Source organism: Pseudoalteromonas sp. Isolate6, from assembly GCF_022398435.1.
Classification (GTDB): Bacteria; Pseudomonadota; Gammaproteobacteria; order Enterobacterales; family Alteromonadaceae; genus Pseudoalteromonas; species Pseudoalteromonas galatheae.
This window is the reverse complement of sequence record NZ_JAKEVK010000040.1, coordinates 1-17,816: the sequence shown is the minus strand read 5'-3', so window position 1 is coordinate 17,816 and position 17,816 is coordinate 1. Positions and strand designations below refer to the sequence as shown.

Annotated in this window: 14 protein-coding genes and 1 riboswitch; of the genes, 5 read left to right on the top strand and 9 right to left on the bottom strand. The window is 41.9% G+C overall.

Going from position 1 to position 17,816, the window contains the following annotated elements:
- Positions 1-162: 162 nt before the first annotated feature.
- On the bottom strand, positions 163-1,608 hold the full coding sequence (locus L1D50_RS08200; RefSeq protein ID WP_128726271.1) for a glyceraldehyde-3-phosphate dehydrogenase: 1,446 nt from the start codon (positions 1,606-1,608) through the stop codon (positions 163-165).
- Between the two features lie 188 nt (positions 1,609-1,796).
- On the opposite strand from L1D50_RS08200, the gene L1D50_RS08195 reads away from it, so the two are divergent.
- Positions 1,797-2,597, top strand: coding sequence for a DUF2989 domain-containing protein (locus L1D50_RS08195; RefSeq protein WP_239965856.1), 801 nt, complete (start codon positions 1,797-1,799; stop codon positions 2,595-2,597).
- Positions 2,598-2,655: 58 nt separating this feature from the next.
- Here L1D50_RS08195 and L1D50_RS08190 read toward each other — a convergent pair whose 3' ends face one another.
- From L1D50_RS08190 to nhaD, 4 genes are all read right to left on the bottom strand, one after another.
- Positions 2,656-3,981 (bottom strand): sodium-dependent transporter, encoded by a 1,326-nt coding sequence (locus L1D50_RS08190; RefSeq protein WP_138523294.1) that lies wholly within the window; start codon positions 3,979-3,981, stop codon positions 2,656-2,658.
- 79 nt (positions 3,982-4,060) lie between these two features.
- Positions 4,061-4,591: a DUF924 family protein gene (locus tag L1D50_RS08185; protein ID WP_239965855.1), complete on the bottom strand. Its 531-nt coding sequence runs from the start codon at positions 4,589-4,591 to the stop codon at positions 4,061-4,063.
- A gap of 122 nt (positions 4,592-4,713) precedes the next feature.
- Entirely contained in the window at positions 4,714-6,060 is a 1,347-nt protein-coding gene (gene lysC / locus L1D50_RS08180) for a lysine-sensitive aspartokinase 3 (protein ID WP_239965854.1), read from the bottom strand.
- A gap of 88 nt (positions 6,061-6,148) precedes the next feature.
- A riboswitch (Lysine riboswitch) is annotated at positions 6,149-6,319 on the bottom strand.
- A 146-nt stretch (positions 6,320-6,465) separates the two neighbouring features.
- Positions 6,466-7,713, bottom strand: a complete 1,248-nt coding sequence (gene nhaD, locus L1D50_RS08175) for a sodium:proton antiporter NhaD (RefSeq protein WP_128726403.1) — start codon at positions 7,711-7,713, stop codon at positions 6,466-6,468.
- Between the two features lie 156 nt (positions 7,714-7,869).
- Here nhaD and L1D50_RS08170 point away from each other — a divergent pair, with 156 nt between their 5' ends.
- The 4 genes from L1D50_RS08170 (at position 7,870) to L1D50_RS08155 (ending at position 13,100) form a co-directional block, all read left to right on the top strand.
- Positions 7,870-9,114 carry a hypothetical protein gene (locus tag L1D50_RS08170; RefSeq protein ID WP_128726266.1) on the top strand — a complete coding sequence of 415 codons (1,245 nt, stop codon included), beginning with the start codon at positions 7,870-7,872 and terminating at the stop codon, positions 9,112-9,114.
- Positions 9,115-9,118: 4 nt separating this feature from the next.
- Complete coding sequence (locus L1D50_RS08165; protein WP_010371906.1) at positions 9,119-9,667, top strand: hypothetical protein; 549 nt, start codon at positions 9,119-9,121, stop codon at positions 9,665-9,667.
- Positions 9,664-12,441: an ATPase gene (locus L1D50_RS08160; RefSeq protein WP_239965853.1), complete on the top strand. Its 2,778-nt coding sequence runs from the start codon at positions 9,664-9,666 to the stop codon at positions 12,439-12,441. The genes L1D50_RS08165 and L1D50_RS08160 overlap by 4 nt, the downstream gene beginning before the upstream one ends.
- A gap of 107 nt (positions 12,442-12,548) precedes the next feature.
- Entirely contained in the window at positions 12,549-13,100 is a 552-nt protein-coding gene (locus tag L1D50_RS08155; RefSeq protein ID WP_010371911.1) for a DUF4136 domain-containing protein, read from the top strand.
- Between the two features lie 78 nt (positions 13,101-13,178).
- Here L1D50_RS08155 and L1D50_RS08150 read toward each other — a convergent pair whose 3' ends face one another.
- The 4 genes from L1D50_RS08150 to L1D50_RS08135 form a co-directional block, all read right to left on the bottom strand.
- Positions 13,179-14,315, bottom strand: a complete 1,137-nt coding sequence (locus tag L1D50_RS08150; RefSeq protein ID WP_161568676.1) for an HBL/NHE enterotoxin family protein — start codon at positions 14,313-14,315, stop codon at positions 13,179-13,181.
- A 364-nt stretch (positions 14,316-14,679) separates the two neighbouring features.
- Complete coding sequence (locus L1D50_RS08145) at positions 14,680-15,651, bottom strand: transposase (RefSeq protein ID WP_239965852.1); 972 nt, start codon at positions 15,649-15,651, stop codon at positions 14,680-14,682.
- Positions 15,652-15,820: 169 nt separating this feature from the next.
- Positions 15,821-16,567 (bottom strand): hypothetical protein, encoded by a 747-nt coding sequence (locus tag L1D50_RS08140; protein WP_239965851.1) that lies wholly within the window; start codon positions 16,565-16,567, stop codon positions 15,821-15,823.
- A gap of 137 nt (positions 16,568-16,704) precedes the next feature.
- On the bottom strand, positions 16,705-17,565 hold the full coding sequence (locus L1D50_RS08135) for a nucleotide-binding protein (RefSeq protein WP_239965850.1): 861 nt from the start codon (positions 17,563-17,565) through the stop codon (positions 16,705-16,707).
- Between the last annotated feature and the right edge of the window lie 251 nt (positions 17,566-17,816).

Sequence of the window (17,816 nt, the reverse complement as noted above, 5' to 3'; positions counted from 1 at the left end):
CAACTTCAAAGGTGTAATGCTGCACTGCTGTTCACGCTAAGTAATTACATAACTTTTTGTTAGCTAATTGTAGCTGGCCTATTTCTGCAAGCCTACCACAATCAATTTGTTTCAAAAACTAAAAAAGCCAGCTGGTGCTGGCTTTTTATCGTAAATTTCGTGTTAGCGAGGTAGACTCGGGAATTTTACTTCCGCCATGTCTTGCATTACACGTACAACTTGGCAGCTGTAACCAAACTCGTTATCGTACCATACGTAAAGCACTACTCTGTCGCCATCAACGATAGTCGCTTGAGAGTCAACTACACCTGCATAACGGCTACCCACAAGGTCAGTAGACACGATTTCTGTTGATGCTGTGTAGTCAATCTGGTCACGCAGTTCAGAGTAAAGTGAAGACTCACGAAGGAATTCATTTAGCTCTTCAGCGGTTGTTTCTTTACCTAGATTTAGGTTAAGAATTGCCATTGATACGTTTGGTGTTGGTACACGGATTGCGTTACCAGTTAGTTTACCAGCAAGCTCTGGCAGTGCTTTAGCAACCGCTTTCGCAGCACCTGTTGACGTGATAACCATGTTTAGTGCTGCACTACGACCACGACGCTCAGCTTTGTGGTAGTTGTCGATCAAATTTTGGTCATTAGTGTAAGAGTGAACCGTCTCAACGTGACCGTTCTTAATACCAAACTTGTCGTTAAGTGCTTTTAATACCGGTGTGATTGCGTTAGTTGTACAGCTTGCTGCAGATACAATTTTGTCTTCAGATTGAATGTCTGCGTTGTTAACACCATAAACGATGTTTTTGATGTCGCCTTTAGCAGGCGCTGTAAGTAGCACTTTAGACGCACCGATTGACTTAAGGTGTTTACCTAAGCCATCTTCGTCTTTCCAAACACCTGTATTGTCTACGATAAGTGCATTTTCAATACCGTATTTCGTGTAATCCACTTCTTCAGGTGAGTTTGCGTAGATAACTTGAATGTAGTTACCGTTTGCTTTAATCGCACCTTTCTCATGGTCTACTGTGATTGAACCATTGAAAGGACCATGAATTGAGTCACGGCGTAAAAGGCTTGCACGTTTTTCAAGATCACCATCGCGACCACCGCGAACAACAATTGCACGTAGGCGTAAATCAGCGTGAGAGCCGCCACGTTCGATAAGTAGGCGTGCTAATAAACGGCCAATGCGACCAAAACCATAAAGAACAACGTCACGAGGTTCTGGACGTGCGCCTTGGTTTAGTAATTCTGCAAGTTCTGCATTTAAAAACTCTTCGATTGAGCGGCCTTCACCTGCATTTTTATAAATGTAGGCATAAGCTAGCTTACCAAGGTCAACACGACCCGGTGCCAATTCCATTTTGCTGATCACTTCTAAGAATGGAAAGCTTTCACGAAGACGTAGTTTGCGCTCTTCAAAGCGTGCTACTGTTTTGTGTGCTTTGATAACATCAATGGTGCTTGCGCTTACAAGAGGACGACCGTATACAGAGATTTCAACGCCTTTATTACGGTATAGACGACCGATTAGGGGTTGCATGCTTTCTGCATAATCTTGACGCTCTTGCCAGCTGTTTTGATATTCTTGCTCGTGAGATAAGGTCATTTTTTCTGCCTAATAAACAATTTTCTTTGAACGGATAGCCCGAATGGGCACGGCTATTCTAATTTAAACTGCCGTGATTCTCCACTGTTACCGAACAATTCATTGCGTTAAACTGATAAACTATTAGCTCTACCCTGTTTATTCGGGCGTAACCCCCTATAATTATAAAAAATCATTGAGGTCAAACTATGGCGTTTAAAAAGTCGCTAGTTTTTGCAGCGTTACTACTTGCTGGTTGCGACGACACCCTAACCTTGAACCAAGTGTGTAGCGAAACGCCTGGTTTTTGTGAAGACTTGAATAAAGACAGTCACTGTAAAGACGAACGTGCGTTGCTAATCTACGCGCGCTATCACGAATACAAGTCACCGACGGACGAAAACAAATATGACTTGTTGCAGAATTTAGAAAGCTACAACCGATGTGTTTCTCGCGCCGCCAAAATTGAGCACATCAAGTTAAAGGAAAAAACCACTTCACGAGTGGAAGGTCATCTCACTGCACTAAAAGAAATGACACGTATTTACAATGAAACAAAAGGCAGTAACCACCCAGGCCTACTTTATTATCATTGGTCTCGTAACAGTGATAGCACAGCAATGAACAAGCTACTGAACATGCAGGATGACCCTAGAGTTCAAAACGATCCCGAAATTCAGCTTTTCCTCGCAGAGTTTTACGCCAAAGTAGATGACGATAAAACCGTCGATATTCTCTACCGTGTATTAGAGCTAAACAAGAGAGGCCATACCCCTAACCCAGAAGTCTATTCATCTCTGGTCAGTATCTTTTACAAACACGAAAAGTATAAGCACGCATATACTTTTGCTAGGGTAGCTCAACTTTCTGGGGTTGAAGATATCGATATTATTCCAGTGACAAACCAACTGGCTTCAATGGGAAAAGATTTAGCCAATTTAGATTCATTGGCGCAGCGAACTTATGAGAGCATTCAAGCTGGGGAGTTCGTTTCCCCACGTGATTTCTGAGCCTTGTTCTCAAAATCAAAACGGGAAGCGAAAGCTTCCCGTTTTTAAAAAATCGCCACTACTTTGCCAGTGCTACGTTAATAAATACCGCGGTCATTAAGATTGGACAAACAAATCTAACGTACTGAGCAAACCAGTAATGTGCACCACGGGATTCTAAGTGGAGCTGATTACCGCGCTTCCAAACCCAACCAACAGTAATAAAGTAGAACAGTCCCATCAATGGTAGCTGATATTGCGTGAATAGACTGATCACCAACTCGAACAGCCAATCAAAGTTTAGAATAATCGTGCTTGATGCTAATAAGATAACCAACGTAACCAACCAGGTCGCTTGCTTACGATTAAAGCCATGATTTTCAACTAAAAACGACACCGGAATTTCTGTTGAAGAAATGGTAGAAGTTACTGACGCAATCGACATAAGTACAAAGAAAGTCAGGCTTACTAATAGCCCCACTTCACCCATATTAGCAAACAGCTCAGGTAAAATGGCAAAAATCAACCGGCCTTCACCGATTAATTTGCCGTCTTGAAATACTTGAACACCATTTTGCTGCGCAACGAATATTGCAGGGATAATAAGTAAACCGGCCAAAAATGCGACACTGGTATCTAGCATTGCAACACTAAATGTAAGCTTAGGTAGATTTTCATTCGGTTTTAAGTACGAGCCATAAATCATCATGCAGCCCACACCTAACGACAACGAAAAGAACGCTTGCCCCATCGCCGCGATGATCAAATCAGGATCGCTAATTTTTGAAAAGTCCGGAACTAAATACGTTCTAAACCCTTCTGCTGCGCCGTCTAATGTCGCCATATAACCAATAAGGCAAAGCAGTAATACCAGTAACAACGGCATAAGTCTGCGCGACCAGGCTTCTATGCCTGACTTTACCCCTTTGAGAATAATGCTCGCAGTCAAAATTAACATCAGTGGTGTAAAGATAAAGTTTCTAAGCATCGAGTCACCGCTCAGAAACTGGTGTGCGACATCTAATTCAGCCATTTGCGCAAGAGGATCAAGTGCATGAGATAGCATCCATCCAGCCACAATGGAGTAAAAGCTTAGCATCACGATAGCGCCAGCAAGGCCGATATACCCCGCTGCAGCACCTATTTTCGGATTGCGCTCACGCCAGGCTGTTTTAAGTGCTTTGACTGGATTTGCTTGTGCCTGATGGCCTAAATACAATTCGGTGTAAAGAGCAGGCAATGCGAGTAAGAAAATCACCGCAAAATAAACCAGTAAAAATGCACCGCCACCGTGATTTGCAGCTTGTGTGGGAAATCCCCAAATGTTGCCAAGTCCAACAGCCGCACCTGCTGCTGCCAACACAAAGCCAAGTCGGCTTTGAAATCCATCGCGCGTATGAGCCATGTCTGTAATCAATCATTATTTTTGTAGACGGCCGATTATACGTACTTCCGCTGAAAATGCGAGAGGTTCTCGGTACACCTTAGAAACTCGAGTTGGGGGTCTCTAGAAAGTCCATTTCTTCTTCTGTTGAATCACGATTGAGTATTTCATTTCGATGGGGATAACGACCAAATCTATCGATAATTTTTTTATGCGCGACTTCAAAATCATAATTAGGCAGGTCACGAAAATAATGATCTGCAGCGCGATGGATGATGCGACTTTCACTATGCATCATGGGTAGGTATAAAAACATCAATTCAGTGTCGTTTAGCTGGCGGTGATAGCCCTTTTCAATGGCATGCTGAGTGAGGCATAGCGCCAGAGGGTCACTGGCAAATGCCTCTGGAGTGTCTCTGAATATATTCCGTGAAAACTGATCTAAGATAATGATTTCGCACAGCGCGCCAAGTGGTGTCGCTCTCCAACTCGAAAGCTCACCTTGATACGCCATTTGGTGCAAAATACCGAAGCGATTTTTTATTATGCGATCAAAGTCCGCAGACTTCTTCCACCAGTCAACTTCTGTGCATTCAACAAACCAAAACTCGTAGACGTCTTTATAATTCATGATGGCACTCCTAGGGATAAACAAACTTAAAGGTCAACAAACCCTAAACGTTATCAACAAAGTGCCACCCCAAACTCAATAATGCAACTTTTTTATTAGTGCAACACAGGCAACGGAGCTACTTACGCAACCTCTAGTAATTTTGCATGAATTGACTGTACGACCTGATCTGACTCATGTTGTTCAACCAAAAAGCACAAGTTGTGCTTGCTCGCACCATGGCATATTAGTCGAATATTAAACTCTGACAACACATCCATCAGGTTAAGTTGGCACTTCTTCAACTGAATTTCAGAGCCGATCATAGCCACCAAAGTAAGATTATTTTCGACGGTCACATGACAAAACTCGCCAAGTTCATCCAAACAAGCTTGTTCTAACTCTGGCCGAGAAGCATTCGGCGCATTATCTAGTGTAAGCGCGACACTAATTTCCGAAGTCGTTACTAAGTCAACCGATATATTGTAATTACTTAAAATGGTGAAGATACGAGCCAAAAAGCCGCTAGCAAGGAGCATTTCTGGGCTCTTTAGCGTCAATAGTATTTGGTTTTTACGTTGTGTCACAGCGCGAATGCCTGCTTGCGCCGTTTTCTCTTTTTCAATCCAGGTGCCGCCCGCTTGCGGGTCACGACTTGAACCAACAAATACTGAAATACCTTTACGACTAGCTGGCAATATAGTTGCGGGATGTAACACCTTAGCACCAAATGTCGCCATTTCTGCCGCTTCATCAAAACTCAAACGAGGAATTGGTCTAGCCTTTGCGCACAAACGCGGATCAGTACTAAAAATACCAACAACATCGGTCCAAATGTGTACACTTGACGCATCAATTGCCTCAGCCAACAGTGCAGCGCTATAGTCAGAACCGCCACGACCAAGCGTAGTCGTCTGACCGTATTGGTCACTACCAATAAACCCTTGTGTCACTTGCACTGTATCGCCAAGTAGCGCGACCAAATTGGTTTGCGCAGCTTCACGCGTCGCTGCGACATTCGGATTCGCTTTACCAAATTGATTATCTGTTTTAAGTACCTTGCGAACATCAAAGCGCGACGCCTGAACCTGGTTATTACGTAGTATTTGGGTAAACAAATAAGAAGAAAAACGCTCGCCAAAACTCAACATTTCATCGCATTGCTGTCTGCTAAGTGCTGGTAAACTCGCAAGGCTTTCAAATTCACTGAAGGTTTGCTTGTAACCCTCAGCAAGATCAGCATCTAAAGATACTTGATCGATAATCGCTTGCTGTATGTTTTCAACCGCTGCCACAACTGCTTTGCGCCCGGCTTCACCTTCTTTTTGTTGAGTGAGCGTGACAAGGTGATTGGTTACGCCAGCACATGCACTAACAACCACTACGCGAACATTTGGGTTGTCACGAACAATATGAGCACAACGAGACATAGCTTCAAAGTCAGCGACACTGGTACCGCCAAATTTGGCTACAACATACTGCGAATTCATTTTCTCTCCTCTCGACTGTTACCACAGTCAAATTTTATAAGGAGAACTCGGCATGGGATTTCTAGAAAGACGAATGCTTGAAATGACCTTTGCCAGAAGCTCTCCACCAATACGGTGACAGTTCCGAGGATTCAGCCTCGTAAACCGAAGAATCGCTGCGACGAGCAACTTTTCTCCTCGGCGAATACTTCCCTCACTAGTGGTCATTGGCCTCGTCACCTCACACTAACTACCTAAGCATCGCGCCTCTTCTGTTTATTTTGCCTTTGTTAATCTGAATAAAAGCAAAATAAAAGCCCGCAATCAATGCGGGCGATGTAAGAAAATTATCTTTTAGCCGTCTAGGTGTCAAGTTATTTATGAAAAACTTATCCCAAAGCGGTAAAAAAATTAAATCCATTAGTCTTAAATAAGCTGGCCCGCGAAATACGCACCACTATATCCAATGGTATAAGCGATAAGCAGGTAGATACTCATTTTAAGATAGCTTGAGAAGGTTAAGGCTTTAACCTTACTCATTGCAATGATCCCCGCTGCAGAACCAATGATGAGCATAGAGCCACCAACGCCAGTCGCATAAGTAAAGGTTAGCCATTGCGCTGGAGTCATCGTAATGTCTGCTTTTAATAGCGCAGCCGTCAAAGGCACGTTATCTACCGCCGCACTCATTAAACCGACCAAGTAGTTTGCGTATTCCGGTGCAAGATGCAGGTATAAATCGGTAAACTTAGACAGTACACCGACCTCTTTCAACGCTCCAACTAATAACAGCACACCCACAAAGAACAATAACGTGTCGTATTCAATTTCACGGATATAGTCGATGATTTTCTTATTGACGTCCTTCTTGCGCATCAAGAATTGCGCCATTAAGAACATCAAAGACAAGCCAAATAAGAAAGTCAGCATCGGCGGTACATGGTATTGCACGCTTAAGAATAACGTAGCAAAAATGGTTGATAAGAAGATGAGCGCAATGGTGATATCGGTCTTTTCAATTCTGCGTAATTCAGCCTTTTCAAAGGTAATTTTTTCATTCATACCAATAGAAAGCATGGCTGCTAACACAAATACACTCAACATCGACGGCATGATCAGCAATAAAAGGTCTGGGATCGTGACTTTATCGGCCAAAAATATCATCAAGGTGGTTACATCACCGGTGATCAATGATACGCCGCCCGAATTGACACTGAAGATAATTAACGTCGCATATTTTATTAACTTTTTCGGGTCAAGTTTCAAAGACATGACAACAGCTAATGAAATAAGCGTCGCAGTAATATTATCCGAGATGGATGAAAATATGAATGCAAAAGCACCAACCAAAAACATTAGCTTGCGTTCGCTAATATGGGTTGGCATGATCCGATGAACAATATTTTGGATGAATCCTTTTGAGTTCAAATAGGCAACAAATGTCATTGCAGCCATTAAAAACAACCATAAAGTTGCGATTTCCAAAATGTTGTGGTCTAGCTCAATTTGTACAATTTCTGGGCTTTGGCCATTAATCGGAGAGATAAAGGCGATAATCCAACATAAAGTGCCAAAAAAAAGCGTTGTTTTGGCCTTGTTTACGTGAATAATATCTTCTATAACGATGAGTATAAAAGCGATGGCGATCAGGGTTAGAATAATGGGCGTGACCATAATGCGCAAACAACCTGTAATTAAATGTAACAAGGGGTGGGTTCGTTTTCGCGGCGGATTCTAGCACCATCACAGTCCCCATGCTACGTACGATAAACATTTTGTGACAAATTGATGAAGTTGTGATGTAGCCTAGCTACTATACCTTGGAAAGTTATGATCCCAGCTAAAAAATTATTAAATACGATAAATGAGCACTGGAATGTGTTGGAGCTACTTTTTAAACGATTTAAGCTCGCTGATTTCAGTCTAAAAGATGTACAAAACATCTTAAAACAGAAAAACCCAAGCTGGTCGAGTGAACGAATTTATAAAGAAACCAATCGATTACTCCAGCAAGAAATTATTATTCCTTTAGCTAAGTCCTCACAGTTAGAGATCAACCGTGCAATCGCTGACTTTGCCAGCTTCCTCTTGCAAGAAGAAAGCCTTGGTTTAGCGGAAGAGATCACGGTGCTGGTAAAAGACTTAGAAAGATTAGGTAATCGCATCGCACAAGCCGGTGAAGAGGCTGACTACTCTGAGCTACGCCGTTTTAGCCGCATTATGGACGAACGCGTTCGTAAAATTGTTAAGCTGTTCGAGCATAACGAAAGCGCTATCATGAACCTCGTGGAGCAAGCCAAATCAGACACCTCAACGCTGTCTCTTGGCATGAGATATAAAGCGGTATTGGAAGCGTTTGACGAATATATCGAACCTATGCTGGAAATGGTCGATATTCACGGCCCTTTCCAACGCTGCTTTGATCAAATAGAGCTTCAGGTCAGTGAGCAAATTGACGAGATTGAACAGTTAGGCCGTGGCGCTGCAGACAAACGTATGCTGGAGCAGCTCAGAACACGTATTTTAGATATGCACCTCATTGGTAGAGAAAGCTTAAGCCGCAGTGCCGATCTCCTCATGCCGTTACGTGAAGAACTGCGCCGCAATACACTCATTACACGGCAAGCCTCTAAAGTCCTTGGACAAATTAGAAAGCGCGGCGTTGACCGTTTACTCTCACCAGTTCAACCAGAATTTGTGTCAGACATTCAACGTTTTAACCTTGGGCAAAAGCGTCACATGGTCGCTTATATGGCAAGTCTCGTTGAGTTTGAACATGAAGAATATCAGCTGCCCGATCAAGACGATGTACCAGCTTATCAAAGCCCTTACATTCCAGATTACAACTCGGTAAAAACGAGATTTCAACAAACCGGTAAAAAGCGCCAGGCACTATTAGGCTTTTTAAGCGATAGCTACCCTGATCTTGAAGCAGACGAAATGCTGTTTCTTTATCAAAAGCTGATCAACGAATCTGACTTGGCACTTAGCCAAGAGCAACAAAAGAGTAAGATCACTATCGCATCGCATACCTTCTCCTTATATCCATTTAGTGCCAAAGCAAAACAAGATTAGCATTATGACGACAATTAACTTAGATATGCTCAACGAGCTCCAAGCCATCAATAAAAAACTGGTGAGCGGGTATCATATCAGTGAGCAAGACACGACCCTTTGGCAAGAATTAGATCAGCAAATTGATAGCTATCAAGCGCTATTTTCAGCTTTAGGCCATGACTTACAGCACGATGCCCGTGGCTTTTATTATTTGGCAAGCGATGAAAGTACGCCAAATATGGGGAAAATTTCCCGCGCGATTGCCTTAACCATTTATATTTTGATTGAGCACTATGCCAACCAAGGTAAAGATCCGCTTCGCGTACTATTTGATGAAAGCTGCGATTTAGAGCTAATGCAAACCATAGTGCAGCTCAATAAGCATCTTTTTGACCAGTTGGAGATTTTTTCGGGCTCAGATCTCAGAAAAGACGTGTTTTTACGTATGGTGAGATTGGGTCTAGCCCGTGAGGTTGAACAAGGCTTTATGCTACTTGCACCAATTTATCGCTACATTGACGCGCTAATGGAAGTAAACGAAGAACAATATGATATTGAGGACGAGCTATGAGCGAGCAGTTGTACGGCTTAAGTAAACTAGCATTATTAAATACCGCCGGATACGCTAAGTGTGTCATTCCTCTGGATAAAAGCGCGTCTATCTGCGCTCCGAATAACACCGGTAAAAGCTCGGTGATCAATGCGCTGCAGTTTCCACTTATCAACGATTTAAGACTGACTGAATGGGATGGACACGATTTAGAAGAAACACGTAAGTTCTACTTCTCTTCTGATCAATCCTATATTTTGCTTGAAGCCAACCTCCCCCACGGCGATGTGGTCATTGGCGTTGCGGGGCTGGGTAAAATTGCCGGTTATGCGCATCAGTTTTTTTGCTATCAAGGCAAACTCAATCTTGATGATTACACCGAAGGGAAAAGTATCATCAAGTACACTAAGCTATTTAATCACTTACAGGAAAAACAACTTAAGCCTGTAGAACTAAAAGCACAAGAGCTTAATGCCCTACTCACAGGTGGCGCCACACCATTTGATGGCGATATCAACCTGAAGATGATCCCACTGAATAATGTCCAAGATGCGCCTGTATACAAAGAAATATTCCGTCGTATTCTGAATCTGCATAAACTCGGCGCGCAAGACGTAAAACGCTTTATGCTCAAGGTGTTTGAACGTCATATGTCGAACTCGAAAGTCGACTTTTATGAAGTCTGGCGTCGCGCTTTTGATAAGGTCAACCGTGCGCGTCGTGAACTAAATGCGCTGGAGTCAATGCAAGAGCCAATTTCAGCCCTTGAGAAAATGCTTGAAAATGAGGCGGTATTAAAAGGTAAACTGGCGGCTTACGCACCGAAACTCGATTTAGCTTTGGTTGAATATGATAACTATCACAACGAGCAAATTGCAGAGCTGGCAACACAGCTAGAAGACATCGAAGCCGAAAAGCGCGAATTTGAGTCTAAGCAGCAGCTGTACGTCCAACAGTCTCGCGATATCGAGCGTAAGCAAACCCAAATCGAGCAATGGTTTACCGATTTCCACGCGTTAAAGCGTGAATTTGAACTGACTAATCATGCAACGCTTAAAACCAATTTAACGCTGTTGAAAAAGGAATATGAGCAACTTTCCTTCTCTATTAATAGTGCACAAGGGCAAAGTCTCCATACCCTTGATTTTCGCATCAACGAAACGCAAAAGCAGATTAAGAGTTTAAAACTGCAACTCAAGAACCTTGAGTTCAACCTGTTTACTCGTATGCGTGAAGATCTTTCTTTAAAAGAAGTGGAAGAGATCTCACGGATCTTGAATCCAGATTTATTATCGTTTTCAACCACCTCTCAAGGTGAAATTGATATCACCGACGAAGATGCCTTTGGCGCATTTTTGGAGTCCCTATCTAAGTCAGTTCAAGGCGGTGAGCTTAAAGTACCTGGCGCTACCGTTAAGTTGAAAAAACTGAGTCCAGTACATATGCAAAGCGGTGAGAACAAAGCCCAACTGCAAGCACAGCTGGAGTCACTACAACAGTCGCTTAACGACTTAAAGCAGCAGCGTGAAGTCGCTGCAAACGTCGCTGAAAAACAAAAAGAACGTGATGCGCTTTATGATGAACTCATGGCTACCGAAGCGGCCATGAAACGCTTTGAGCAATATCAAACCATGTTGCAATCGGTCGATGCTCAACAAGCACTAAAAGAGCAGCTAGAGATGGAACGAGAGCAAGTTGATGAATATTTGCATGATATTCAACGTAATGCCGGTTCGATTTCAGACCGCCGCTCTATCATTAAAAGCAAGCAAGACTTATTGGTACGCCAAGCCGACCGCCTAAAGCAAGTGAAGTCAGAACGTATCGATCACACACTAGACCTATATTCGGGTAAGCTGGCACCGTACGAAATCGACATTAATCTAGATTTTGATAACCTGTCTGAAGTGATCCACCAGTTTAATAAAGACTGTAATGAGCTTCGAAACTTAGACGTTAATGTGCGTAATACCTATTTGCATATCTACAATGCTGGGATCACTAAGTTTGAAAACGAGTCAGACGTTACTATTAAGTATCAAAAGCTGATCAGCGCGTATCATAACTTAGATAACGAACGAGATGCCGTCGATAAACAAGCACGAGTGGCGCTCACTGAAGTGGCCGCAACCATTAAAGGATTGCGTCAAGACTTAGACCGCTTACGCCGAGAGATGAACAGCTTTAACAAAGGCATAAGCCAGCATCGTATCTCTAACTTGCAGGCATTCAAAATCAATGTCATCCCTCGTAAGATGCTTATCGATAGCATAGATACCATTATCAGCACTTCAGATTTATATGAAAAAGGCGAAAGCCTAGACTTACTGAGTGAGCAGCCTAGCTCAGAAAAGTCTGTTAATGAGGCGAAAGATCACATCATCAAACTAGCAAGTGATAAAGCGGGATTGACGTTAACCGATCTCTTTGACATTCGCTTTGAAGTGGTCAACCGCGCGGGTGAAACCGAGCACTTTGATAAAATTGACTCGGCCGGCTCAAACGGTACGCGGATCACCATCAAGCTTTTATGTGGCATGCTATTTATCCGCTATCTATTATCTGATCAAGAGCAAGCAATGTATCGTATCCCAATTTACATCGATGAAGCTGCGGATATCGACCCACAAAACCAAAAGGCCATTATCGAAACCGCACTAAGCTTTGGGTTTGTACCAATTTTTGCATCGGTGAAACCACAGATCAGCTGTGACTACTTGGTGCCGATCCGCAGTGTCGCACAAGGTAGCCAAAACTGGGTGGATGAAAAAGACTGGATAGAAGTGGAACATTAATCTCAAGTTAATGTCTTAGATACAATTATTAAAGGGTGCTTGTCTCTACCATTTAACGCCTTAACACGTTAAGGTAGAGCAGACATCCGACTAAGGAGTAAAGACACATGTTTAAGAATATTGTTATCGCCACTTTGGTGCTGATGTTAGCGGCCTGCGCCAAAACCCCTGATTGGGATTATGATAAGTCTGTACAATTCGCTAACTACAAAACCTATGCTTGGTCACCTGAAGCGGACCTAAAAAATAATGGTCGTGAATACCAAGTCAATGACTTAATGGAAAAGCGGATCCGCAGTGCAATTCAAAACGAAATGAGCAAACAAGGTTTCACCCTCACCGATCCGCAATCGGCTGACTTACTGGTTAACTATCACGCATCAGTTGATACAAAAATTGAATCTGACTCGCTTCACACCACGTATGGCGCGCGTTGGAATTACTGGGGTATTGGCTGGCAAACACAGACCACAACACGTGAATATGAAGTAGGTACGCTAGTACTCGATATGATAGACAAAGCATCTAATCAGCTAGTTTGGCGCGGTGCAAAAGAAGGTCGCTTACGTAGCAACCAATCACCAGATCAAAGAACAGCGTCAATTAACAAAACCATTTCGGAGTTGCTGGCTAACTTCCCACCACAGCCACAACACTAAGCGAGAGTAGGATCAAGCCTTGGCTTGATCCTAATTCTTCATCATTATTTTGAAGGTGAACAGTCTTAACTATACAAACTAACCTGCGTCGGCGAGCTCTATTACTGCCTCTTTCGGTTTTGCTGAAAAGTACTCTACATCTGCCAATATTTTAGCAGATTCACTCACAGTCAACCAATCGTCATCTGCCATCTGTAAGTCATTGCGCAGCTCTTTGTACTTACTTTGGTCCAAATCATACTGGCCGCTTTTTAAGTCTGAAACAACCTGCTTTAACTCATCAATCAACGTATCCCACACATCTTCGATCATTTTAATTTGGGTGCTAGCGGGTTTTGCTAATGCAGTTAGTTTTGAAAGATTTTGTGACAGTATTTTTAGTGCAGCAATAGAACTATTGTAATCATCCATCTCACTTGTTTTGGATTTAATTTTCAGTTGCAGAACTTTTATTTGAGCCTGTTCAACAATTATCGTTGCAATGCCTGCAACGGCCCCAATTATACCGAATGCTATACCCAAACCGAATGTAAAGATTCCTATCACAGCACCTGCGAAAAATGATACACCAGCCCCTATTCCAGCACCTGCTATTATTTGATTTTTACTTTCTATTTCTTTCTCCAACTCTTCGATGTCTTTTAATAATGATTGAACCTGTTTTTCGTCGTACTCTTTCTGTTTTTCAGCTTCAACAATAGCGCCTTTCATGGCTAAGTTATCCGACTCCATATTCTTCTCAAAATTTTGTAGCTTCACATGAAAACCCTGCGAAATTTCTACAAAATCGTTTAGGCTGTCAATCAAGTTTTCAATATTCCTTGTAAGCTGTTCCTTTGCTTCTTTATCCTTAGGGTTATCTACAAGTATGTCCAACGCGTCATTTATCGTTTTCATTTTTCTCTTAAAAATGAAGCCATAACTAACAATACTTTGAGGAATTTCTTTTAGTTCATATGCAACAACATTAAACCAATCTAGCGCATGTATTTTAGCTGATGCAAAAGACTTCTGAAAATTTTGATACCATTCTGGATTGTCTGGCAACACTGGAATTTTTGTATTAAGAATGCCATTGCAATAGTTCAAAATAGCGTTATTTGCATTTATTGCATCTGCTAATTCTTGCGCTGATGGGGTGCCACTCGATGCTAGAAATAAGTTTGTAGAGAATCTCTTTCTGATGAACTGATTTACGTCTGTCATATCATTCATAATCATTTTCCTTGTGTTGTAGAGCATGTTATTCATTAGCTCGTTAAATTAAAATCTATAATAGTCAACCAGCGCCAAACAGACCATTACACCAAGTTACAGTTAATTACATTAAATAAATGGGGCATAAATCGCCGGGTAAATCGCTCGGTAAATCGCTGACACCCACTATCATTAACACCCGATCTGAGGAGGCCAAGTAAAAAAGTATGAAAATACTTCCATCACGTTGGTCAAAAACGCTCATCAATAGGTTATTTTTTAGCACTCAAGCATATCTCTACACTAAAACAGGATTATCACGCACGACAACGCTCTGCAAATACAGCAGTATGAAATTCTAGCGTTGAGAATGTGAGTTTTGCTAAGCCAACAAGCGCTCGCAGTTTGTTAGGTTTGTCCGTCGTCGTTTTCGCAGTGTTTCACAGTAAGCGGTTATTGTCCGTTCTCGGCCCACTGCACCATGAAATACTCGAGAAAATTGCGTAGTAAGCTTTATCCAGTTCTCCGGTTCGATATTTAATCGAGTAAGAATGGATTGAGACTCAAAGATATAGCCACGCTTGTCGGCGCGAATACATTGGCCTGTAAGTTCAACTAATTCAATATAGGATTTGAGTTCAAAAGGCAGGCCTTTTGGCATGTGTATTCGTGGGCTGCCAGCGAAGCGTAGTAGGCTTTTTGGTTGTTTGCCCAGTTTTGCATGGTCGATGCGTTTTTTGATGCTAGTGTAGTCTGAGGTTTCAGGCGTTGCGGCGATGCTGGCTCTAATGGGATTTAAGTCTACGTAAGCGAGGCAAGCGGCCAATGCAGCCTCGTCCAGTAATGCTTGGGATTTAAATCGTCCTTCCCAAAACCGACCTGTACAATTATCTTCTTTATTTGCTCGGCGGGCGATGTCTTCGTTAAGTGCTCGCATGAACCAGCTAATATCGGCTAGTCTTTCTCTGTACTTATCAACCAGTTCATCTAATATCAACTGCTCCGATTCACTGATTGACTCACCTTCAGTAAGCTTACGGGTGACCCAGTTACCTTTAAACAACTTATGCCATCGTATCACAATAGCTTTATCGGACAGACGTTTAGCCTTTTTGTCATCAACATATAAAACAATGTGAGTATGATTACTCATCACGGCATAAGCACAAACATCGATGCAAAATACGGAAGCCAACATCAAGAGCTTTTCTTCAACCCAATCCCTGCGGTGTTCATATGATTTTCCGGTAAATTTATCTTCGCCACAGAGAAATGCGCGCCTGACGCAACGGGAGATACAGTGATAATATTTAGTGTCGGTTAAACTGATTTGTCTTTTACGGGCAGTCGCCATCGCTTGGTTTCCTCAATCCATTGACTACAGAGCTAAAGCTTAGGCGCTATCTCATGAAGGTGCAAATTAGTGGTGGGTGTCAGCGATTTATTCCCTTAATCACTAAAATCACCGCATTATAAAAATGCCCCGCGTTGCGAATCCGTCTTAAAGCGTTTGTTAGCATGAATTAAGACTGGCTCTTCCACCTAAAAATAATGATAACCCCAACATGATGGTGTAGTTCATGTGAAATAGAATCATACTCATCATCTGACTCATCGCCATTGAGCAAATGTTCGCTTGCAGTAAACACTTTGATATCAAACTCGACATCGGATGGTATCGAAAGAGCTGATAGATAACTTTGATATTTTGCTGTAATTACTTCAATATTTTTAGGAATATCTGATTTTAAAATTGACTTTAAAAATGGGTAGATTGCGCAAAATTGAGTGAATTCAATTTGCGACTTCCCCGTACTGCAATAGAGTTTAAAATAATCTAAATTTCGCTTTAGGTCTTTAATGACTAGGTTTTTTGAGGGATTAAAACCTTTGAGTTCGATTGCGCATATAGGAGTATTTTCCAACGTACCTTGCTTAAGAACTGCAATATCTATTCGTCCATTTCTTTCAGTATTTTTGGGGTTCCTGAATACCGTTTTTTTATGAAGATCGCTAAACTTTTTCACCATAGGTTGCTTCATCAAAGGTACACATTTTGACGCAAAGTCTTTAGTCGATATCTCTAGATAGGTTGATATTTGTGCAGGTCCCTTAAGTGGCCCCAACTCACTTATTTTTTGAGCCACATTGGCCGTTATCAAATATTCAGCATTAACGATTGATGCAAAGTTCTCTGTAAAAGATACAGCATCACACAATGCTGAACACATCCCTTCTTTAGTTTTTCCAAAAATATCTACTTCGTACATTTATAACCAACTCTCAAATATTTTCTTCATGCTAACGCCCAGCACAGCGGCTTGCAACACTGGCGCTTGTTTTGCGGCTTTTTGCAAAACGAGTGACAGTTTTTCAAGTCCGTTGCTGCTGCTTGTTAGCGCTGAATTTAGAAAGGAATCTCTTCCTCAAACTCATGAGGCATTGGAGGTCTTGGTGGCTCTTGTACTTTTGATTTTTCATTAGCTTTATGAAGTAAATCCTCATTTTCTAGTAAATAATCGATTCCATCAGCCGTTATTGAAAATGCAAAGTATTCACTGTCATTATACTCGTGATCTATTGCAATATTCTTATCAAGAAAGCCCACTCTCTCTAGCTTTATTGCTGCTAAGCTCAAAATACCCTGCTCAATATCTTTTAAATCATTGAATGTACTCCAAACAGATACTCCATCTGGAGAGCGAGCATAACTTTCTAGAACTTTAGCTAATAAGCGATGTTCTACATCACCAAGCTTATAGTTATATCCTACTTTTCTTCGCGCTTTCTTTTGAATTTCTAATTCTTGAGAAAGTAAGCCCAAATTCGCAACTTCCTTTTTAATTAGTACGCAAGGATGATTAACAGCTGCTTCTAGGTTTCCATCGGATCTTTCTCCATTGTAATCCGCTGGAGTAAGACCTAGAAGGTCTGTTGGAAAGTGGAGATCTGTATCTCTGGGCTTAACAATAAAACACCTTTCTTTTCCTAAAGTCCCAACAAAGAGGCCAAGCTCAAACACTACGTTATCTCTTACAATATGCTTTTGTTGATCTCGGATTTGCGCAATATCATCTGGTGTAAATATGAAAATAGCGAAATCAACTGACTCTGCCATCTTCACTAACGAATCAATAGTATTTTGTGAGAGATTAAAGCCATGCTTCCAAACTGTCACTTCAGCTTGGTGATCCAGGTTTACATTGAATGCATCTGCAACATCAAGGCTTTCAACCGCTGAAGCTATGAATATTCTGGGTTTTCTCATTTCAATTTCACTTCCTTACTAATTCGAACGATCTAGGGCGCTAACATTTTATTCGTGCGCATGCGCGTTTACCTCGTTGGACCAATGAAAACGCGCACAGTTAACTATCAGTATGTAAAGAACTTATCAGCATTCTTCTAAATATACCATCTGGAAAAATGCGCATGCGCGTTTCCCAAACCTATTATCTCAAATCAAAAATAAATAACCTATTGATAAACAATAACATTTTTAATCTATTCATGCGTAAA